The 6,844-nt window shown below is 37.9% G+C and carries 10 protein-coding genes and 1 pseudogene; 10 read left to right on the forward strand and 1 reads right to left on the reverse strand.

What is annotated here, in order from left to right; genetic code table 11:
• Positions 1–207 precede the first annotated feature (207 nt).
• Both K6D58_RS11500 and K6D58_RS11505 read left to right on the forward strand, forming a co-directional pair.
• Complete coding sequence (locus K6D58_RS11500; protein ID WP_296830799.1) at positions 208–747, forward strand: hypothetical protein; 540 nt, start codon at positions 208–210, stop codon at positions 745–747.
• 211 nt (positions 748–958) lie between these two features.
• Positions 959–1,348 carry a hypothetical protein gene (locus K6D58_RS11505; RefSeq protein WP_296830801.1) on the forward strand — a complete coding sequence of 130 codons (390 nt, stop codon included), beginning with the start codon at positions 959–961 and terminating at the stop codon, positions 1,346–1,348.
• A gap of 49 nt (positions 1,349–1,397) precedes the next feature.
• On the opposite strand, the gene K6D58_RS11510 is transcribed toward K6D58_RS11505, so the two are convergent.
• A complete protein-coding gene (locus tag K6D58_RS11510; protein ID WP_296830803.1) occupies positions 1,398–1,571 on the reverse strand; it encodes a hypothetical protein in 174 nt (57 codons plus the stop codon).
• 206 nt (positions 1,572–1,777) lie between these two features.
• On the opposite strand from K6D58_RS11510, the gene K6D58_RS11515 reads away from it, so the two are divergent.
• The 8 genes and pseudogenes from K6D58_RS11515 to K6D58_RS11550 all read left to right on the forward strand — a co-directional run.
• Positions 1,778–2,227: a hypothetical protein gene (locus K6D58_RS11515; protein ID WP_296830805.1), complete on the forward strand. Its 450-nt coding sequence runs from the start codon at positions 1,778–1,780 to the stop codon at positions 2,225–2,227.
• A 75-nt stretch (positions 2,228–2,302) separates the two neighbouring features.
• Positions 2,303–2,503 (forward strand): hypothetical protein, encoded by a 201-nt coding sequence (locus K6D58_RS11520; RefSeq protein WP_296830807.1) that lies wholly within the window; start codon positions 2,303–2,305, stop codon positions 2,501–2,503.
• Positions 2,504–2,825: 322 nt separating this feature from the next.
• Positions 2,826–2,999 carry a hypothetical protein gene (locus tag K6D58_RS11525; RefSeq protein WP_296830809.1) on the forward strand — a complete coding sequence of 58 codons (174 nt, stop codon included), beginning with the start codon at positions 2,826–2,828 and terminating at the stop codon, positions 2,997–2,999.
• A gap of 196 nt (positions 3,000–3,195) precedes the next feature.
• A pseudogene (locus K6D58_RS11530) lies at positions 3,196–3,312 on the forward strand (transposase); the annotation flags it as partial.
• 156 nt (positions 3,313–3,468) lie between these two features.
• Entirely contained in the window at positions 3,469–5,322 is a 1,854-nt protein-coding gene (gene dnaX, locus K6D58_RS11535) for a DNA polymerase III subunit gamma/tau (protein ID WP_296830811.1), read from the forward strand.
• A gap of 47 nt (positions 5,323–5,369) precedes the next feature.
• On the forward strand, positions 5,370–5,663 hold the full coding sequence (locus K6D58_RS11540) for a YbaB/EbfC family nucleoid-associated protein (RefSeq protein WP_296830812.1): 294 nt from the start codon (positions 5,370–5,372) through the stop codon (positions 5,661–5,663).
• Positions 5,660–6,247: a recombination mediator RecR gene (gene recR, locus K6D58_RS11545; protein ID WP_296830815.1), complete on the forward strand. Its 588-nt coding sequence runs from the start codon at positions 5,660–5,662 to the stop codon at positions 6,245–6,247. The genes K6D58_RS11540 and recR overlap by 4 nt, the downstream gene beginning before the upstream one ends.
• A 133-nt stretch (positions 6,248–6,380) precedes the next feature.
• The coding region (locus K6D58_RS11550; RefSeq protein WP_296830817.1) for a histidine phosphatase family protein at positions 6,381–6,844 on the forward strand (464 nt) is incomplete at its 3' end.

Raw genomic sequence — 6,844 nt, forward strand, 5'->3', positions numbered from 1 at the left:
TTCAGGACGGCAATATAAATGAAAATAAACTCAATTTTAAAGAGGGCCTTTATTTTAAATCCAGAGCCGGCAGCTTGCTTTTTAGTCATGAGTGTCAGTATACAACAAATCGCAATTTTATTTTTGGGAAATTTTCCCAAGAATTTTAGGAAAGCGTCCCAAAGGAATTTTGACCTCTTGACGTAGAATGATGGTGGAGAAAAATGAATGAACACAGTAAATCAAACAACAGGCATGAAAGTAGACATGAATGAAGCACAATCAGAATTTTTAAAAACTGAATTTTTTATTCTTTCCTGGGATGCCGCATCTCAACATAATAAGATTTGGAAAAATCCTATTGGGAAAGCAGATTTTAAAATGCAGATAAAAGCATTTTTGGAAAATGAGCTGTTAAAAGATTATGGCAAAAGAAAAGTAAGAGAAGAAGAACATATTACGAACATTGAAAAACTTCAGGCGAAAACTAAAGAATTGGGAAATGCGTTGAATTTCGGAACTTGTCAGAAGCTACTGAACATGATGTGTAAATACTATTGGTGTATAGGTTTAATAAAAGAGCAGCCACCGCTCTTGCCTGTTGACAGAATCAATCTTCAAAATGCAGGAATAAAAGACTGTAACTGGACTCAGATAGAAGATAAGAATGAATATAAAAGTATTATTGATAAAATAAGAAAAAAAGCAGGTAGTCAATCTCTTGCTGAATGGGAAATAGTCAATTGGAAAAGAAAACTATATCGATGAATAGTAAATTGTTTAAAAAAACAAAAAAAATGCAAAATTTTTTCATAAAAAAAACACCTTTTGCGTATTTATTATCAAGTATACACCAAAAGTCCCGTTTTTGTTTGGGAAATTTTCCCAAGATTTTTAGGAAAGCGTCCCAAGGGAATTTTAGTGTGATGATGTAGAATCATTCAGCAGAGAAAAGTATTAAATAATTTAGGAGATTCGAATGAATAAGATTTTGAAAATTTTAAGTATTTTGGTTATTGGTTTTGTGATGTTCTCTTGTGAAACTCCTACTGATAATCCAGTAGAAGAGACACCTGAAGAACCAACTTATTCAATTACTTTTATTAAAGAAATTCCTGAACAGCAACCACTTGCAGATCTTTTGAACAGTTCACCTGATTATAAAAACCTGAAAGAAGGTACTGAAGTAGAATTGCCAAAAGTTATATACTTAACACTAGAAACAGAACAAATAGCACTTGAACCTATAGACAGTTCAACTCATGAAGGTATAATACACTATGAAGGTAATATAACTTCGGTAGTAATTGGAAACGAAGATGTTGAAATAAAGTTTAGGGTTTGGGGTTGGGCAGTACTGCAGAAGTAGAAATAAGATGATTAAAAGAGAGGACTGCTTTTTAGTAGTCCTCTTTATTTTAAACATACTTTACAGCTGCAGGAATAAGTTTGTCACTACTGCTATTATAATACCAAGCTTCAATCATATAATTTGTTGATGCTGTAATTTCAAATACAAAAGCGTCTTGTTGATTTATTAGCGTACCCATAGAAAAATTACTACTTTTATATTGTGTGTTACCAGTTGACATTTCTGTAAGTCTTACAGCACAAAGTCCATTTGTATCATTACTTAAACTGACGGAATAGAATCATCATCAGTTTTGTTACTATCAGTGATTCCTGAAGCTCTTGCACTAACATTAAGTTTCGCTGATAACGCAGTACTTACAGCTGCACAAGATGGAACTTTATTTCTGTCAGAAGTTACAGTTGATGTAATTTCTGTTTTATTTTGATGGAAAAAATTGAAGAACCCTTACGCATTCAGCGTGAGGGTATGGCTCAGGCTCAAAGACTTCAGAATGAGTCGGCAAATCTTTCTGCGTTCCAGTTTGAAAAGCAGGCAGAGGTCGGCGTTGAAGGTGCAAAGGTATTCGGACAAATAGGCGCAAATGGTGCCGGCAATCTTAATCTTGGCGGCGGGCTCGGAATGAATCCTGCGGGCATGTTGGCAGGAATCACTTCTGCACTTACTTTGGCAGGAATATTTGGAATCTCAACCAAAGGAAGAACTGGAGGAATAAACATACAGGCTTTGTCGTCAATCTTTTTTGTCCTTTTTTTAATCTGCAATCTTGTGTTTGCTTTTACGGCTGTAAAACTTGCTCTCTATGTAATTATCAACGGAATTCTACTTTTGATTTATGCTGTATCAACTTATGGAATCATAAAAAGCAGACAGTAAAAAATTTGCATTTTTTTAAAGAATTTTACTTAAAAAAAACACCTTTCGTGTATTTATTATATAGAGGTAAAATTTATGGCAGAGAACAGAACAAATAAAGATGAAGAGATATTAAGGATGACAAATGTTCCTGATTTTGTAAAGAACATGACTCCGGAAGAATATGAACAGTTGAAGAAAGACGCTGCTGAAAGAATAGAAGAAATAGAAAAAAAAGCATTGGAAAGATTAAGAGATCCTAGTCGGGGAACATTACGCGATTATATAGAGAAATAATTATGAAGAAAAACGCTTTGTACATTCACGGCTTTATGGGAAATCCAAAGTGCGGAACTTTTGAAACGCTAAAAAAGACTCTCAAAAAATGGAACATTCATTCAATACCTTTTCCAGATTTGCACACTGATGTAAAAAAACTCAGTGTCTTATCAGGGACTATTGTAAGAGTGAAAAAGTTGATTTGTTAATTGGAGCCTCCCTTGGAGCTTTTTATGTTCTTCAATATGAAGAGATAATAGACAAACTTGTAATAAATCCTCAATAAAAGGAGATGCTTTCTGCACCGCCTCTGAACGCGGAGCTTTATAAGGAGGATAATTTGGCTATATTAGCACAGTTAAGTCTTGCTGAAGAGTTTATTAGAACTATTTTGCCAGGAGATATGAATTACAGGTTGTTCAAGTCAGAAGCTGACCAAATGATCAAGATTTGGGAAGGTTTTGGAAAAGCATATAAGAAAAAAAGCTCAAGTAAATACAATTATTCCGGTTAAAACAGAATTTGAAAAAACAGAACTTGAAAGGTATAAGCTGCGAACTGAAGGTTTTATACTTGATTTTGAGCATACTGAAGACGATCAGACAAAAGCTTTTATTAAACTTGTAATAGATACTAAGAATATGATTTTAGGGTAAAAATGAAAGTAAGAAATGCATCGCTTCCATAGACAGAAAAACGCTGTATATTCCTGTGGAGTGCAGGATATTATGATTATCTGTGCTGACGGGCTTACAGGAATCAAAGAGGCGATAACGGCCGCCTTCCCAAAAACTGATTATCAGCGCTGCATGGTTCACATGGTCCGTAAGTTTTACTGCGTAAAACTTACGGTTTATTAATTTCTAAGCTCGGGACGCGCCCTCCCTGGCGCTGATTACAGCACGCCTTCTGGTTGCTGTCCTATCTAATCAAACATCTATACTTTCTTGTTAAATAACATTATTTATGGTATTCTCTGCACTATGGCTTATGAAGTAACAGCAACCAGAAGGCGTCCTCAGCGGTTTGAGGATCTTGTTGGGCAGGAGTTTGTGGCTCAGACTTTTAGGAATTCCATTCAGTCTGGTAAAATTGCACATGCTTATTTATTTTCGGGACCTAGGGGTTGTGGTAAGACTTCTACTGCCCGTATTCTTGCAAAGGCCCTTAACTGTGCAAAGGGACCAACAGCTTCTCCTTGTGGAGAGTGTCCTGCCTGTAAGGAAATAACTGCCGGCTCATCTCTTGATGTTATAGAAATAGACGGTGCTTCAAATACCAGTGTTAATGATGTCCGCCAGATTAAGGATGAAGTTCTTTTTCCTCCTAACAGCTGTCGCTATAAGATTTATATTATCGATGAAGTTCATATGCTCTCTACTTCGGCATTCAATGCCCTTCTTAAAACTATAGAAGAGCCGCCGCCATACGTAATATTCATTTTTGCAACAACTGAACTTCAGAAGGTTCCGGCTACTATTAAAAGCCGCTGTCAGCAGTTTAACTTTAGGCTTGTTCCTGTAGAAAAGGTTAAGGAACAGCTTGCTGCTGCTGCTGCCGAGCTTGGCATTAAGGCTCAGGACGAAGCCCTTTACTGGATTGCCCGTGAAGCTGGTGGTTCCATGCGCGACAGTTACACTCTTTTTGATCAGGTAGCTGCTTTTAGTGATGGAGAAATTACCTACGAAAAAATCCGTGACAAGCTGGGCCTTGTTGGTGTAGACCGTCTTAATGAACTTTTTACCCTTTGCGTAAATGGAGACAGTCAGACAGCCCTTCTTAAACTTGATGAATATCTTCAGAACGGAGTAAGTATTGAACAGCTTATTTCCAACTGTACAGATTATTTACGTTCTCTTCTATTAATAAAGAACGGTGTTAAAAAAGAAGCTCTTCTTGGACAAAGCCCTGAGCGTTTTGCGGAAGAAGTATTAAATGCCTGGTCTTCAGTTCAGATAGAAAGGGCATTAAGCATTTTTCTTAATTTATACAGGGATATCCGTTATTCCCTTAATTCCCGCTATGAATTTGAACTTGCTTTAAGCAGGCTCTGCTGGCTTAAGGAATACGTTTCTGCATCTGAGGTTAAAAAGGCAGTTGATGCCGTAAAGCCTCTTCTTGATACAGCAGCTTATCCAAGAAAGATTCAGACTTATTCAGATGGAAGTCCTGTTCAAAATCAGCAGTCTGTTCCTCAGCAGGGGGCAGCAAGGGCAGGGAATGTTCCTGGAGGAATGCCGGTTTTTTCGGCCCTGACAAGTGAACCGGGGCAGGGGGCGCACCCTTTTCTTAATGGCGGAGCTGAACCGCCGTTAAATAAGTCAGCAGAAGAATCCTATGACGGCGATGAGTGGCAGTCTGCTCCAGAGGGACCGGCAGAAGTTCAATTAGAAATTCAGCCGGAAGCACTTCCTCAGTCAGATTTGGGGAATGTAACAGAGGCAAAAGAACCACTTCAGGCAGAAAATGAACCTCAAAAAGTTCAGCCTGTATCAGCTGCGGTAAATATTGATACCAGTTCAATAGATAAGGTTAAGGAAGCCATGATAGCAGAGTTTTCCATAAATGATGCTATGCTGGCAAGTTCCATAATGCAGACTGTAAACTGGCAGAAAAACGGTGATTTTGTAAACTGTCAGGTAGAAAATGCCTATGAACAGATTCAGTTAAGGCAGGCTTCGCAAAAAATAGCTGCTTATTTATCTTCGGCTTATGGTTCAAACCTGAAGTTTGCAGTTGAATTTGTAGAAAAAAAAGAAGAAGAAGCAAAAAGGGAACTTCCGGAAAAGGTAAGAATCCTTAGGGATATGTTTAAGGGAACTGTTATTGGTTACTGATACTTAAACAGTATTTTTTAAAGCTTAGTTTATTTTATGGAGAAATTATGAATCCTTTTTCAATGATGAAGAATCTTGCCGGAATGCAGGAACAGTTAAAAAAAGCTCAGGAAGAGATTTCCAAGGTAGAAGTAACTGGAAGTTCCGGCGGTAATATGGTTCAGGTTACCCTTAATGGAAAATTTGAACTTATGGACATTAAACTTGATCCTATTTGTGTTGATAACAGGGATGTTGCCATGCTTCAGGATCTTATAAAAGCTGCTCATCATAATGCCATGGAAAAAATGCAGGAAAGCTTAAAGAGTCAGCTTGGACCAATGCTTGGCGGACTTCAATGAACGCTTTAGATGAACTGACAGAAAGTTTTTCCCGCCTCCCTGGAATCGGAAAAAAATCTGCTTCCCGTATAGCTAATCATATTTTAAAGGCAGATGATGAGTTTATTAAAAGATTTGCATCCCAGCTTTTAACTTTAAAAGAAAGAATTCAGCCTTGCAAAATATGTGGCAGCTGGACAGAAACTCAGCCTTGTCCTATTTGCAGTGATCCTACACGGGATTCTTCCATTATATGTGTTGTAGAGCAGCCTCAGGATGTAACAACAATCAATAATTCCCATGAATATAACGGTCTTTTTCATGTACTTGGGGGTGTTATTTCTCCTCTGGAAGGAATCGGCCCAATGCAGCTTAGAATGGGGGAACTTACTGAACGTGTTAAAACTGGTGGTGTAAAGGAAGTTATTATTGCTACCAATCCTACTGTAGAAGGGGATACCACAGCCCTTTACATTCAGCGCCTTCTTCAGCCTTTAGGGGTTACTGTTACCCGTCTTGCTTCCGGACTTCCTGTAGGCGGCGACCTTGAATATGCAGACCGTCTTACCCTGGCAAGAAGCTTTAGGGGAAGAAGTTCCTTTTAATTAAGTTTTCCTTATTTATTAATATTCACTTTTCCAAAGAATTTTCTCATCTTTAAAAATGCCTTCTCAGGAGGGCATTTCTTTTTTTTTCAAATTTAGAATTCTGCCATTTCTTACATTAGAATATAGTTGCATGAATTTTTTTGTGGAAAAGTCTGGAAAAAAAAAGTTACTCATACTTGCTGCAGCTGGTATTTTTACCCTGCACTTTCTTTCTGCAGAAGGTATTTCCATAGAAAAAGTTCAGAATGACCCTTATTTTACCAGCGGTTCAGCTTTTTCTCCGGAAGATGAAGAGGGAAATGCCGTAAATCAGCAGGTAACGGACCCTGATAATCCGGATACCTTTTACAATGCAGAAAACTGGCCCGGCGGACTTAGGGACTTTGATGATGACCCTGCTTCTAAAACAGAAGATGGCTCTGATAAGGGAGAAAATGGGGAAAGCCCTGCAGAAAATGGGGAAAATGCTGAATCCCCGGCAGAGAATGGAGAACATGTCCTTTTAACTGATGAAGAAACCAGGGCAAACGGTGCTTTTAATCCAATGGATGCAAAGTTCAATTTTTCTGTCTCTTACCGGCTTTTTTATTCTCC

This window comes from Treponema sp., assembly GCF_024696245.1.
In the GTDB taxonomy this organism is placed as follows: Bacteria; Spirochaetota; Spirochaetia; order Treponematales; family Treponemataceae; genus Treponema_D.

What these genes read in the sequence shown, in the direction of transcription:
- K6D58_RS11500 (WP_296830799.1), top strand. Translation starts at nt 208, where the DNA reads ATGAACACAGTAAATCAAACAACAGGCATGAAAGTAGACATGAATGAA.
- K6D58_RS11540 (WP_296830812.1), top strand. Translation starts at nt 5,370, where the DNA reads ATGAATCCTTTTTCAATGATGAAGAATCTTGCCGGAATGCAGGAACAG.
- recR (WP_296830815.1), top strand. Translation starts at nt 5,660, where the DNA reads ATGAACGCTTTAGATGAACTGACAGAAAGTTTTTCCCGCCTCCCTGGA.
- K6D58_RS11520 (WP_296830807.1), top strand. Translation starts at nt 2,303, where the DNA reads ATGGCAGAGAACAGAACAAATAAAGATGAAGAGATATTAAGGATGACA.
- K6D58_RS11505 (WP_296830801.1), top strand. Translation starts at nt 959, where the DNA reads ATGAATAAGATTTTGAAAATTTTAAGTATTTTGGTTATTGGTTTTGTG.
- dnaX (WP_296830811.1), top strand. Translation starts at nt 3,469, where the DNA reads ATGGCTTATGAAGTAACAGCAACCAGAAGGCGTCCTCAGCGGTTTGAG.
- K6D58_RS11510 (WP_296830803.1), bottom strand. Translation starts at nt 1,571, where the DNA reads ATGTCAACTGGTAACACACAATATAAAAGTAGTAATTTTTCTATGGGT.
- K6D58_RS11515 (WP_296830805.1), top strand. Translation starts at nt 1,778, where the DNA reads ATGGAAAAAATTGAAGAACCCTTACGCATTCAGCGTGAGGGTATGGCT.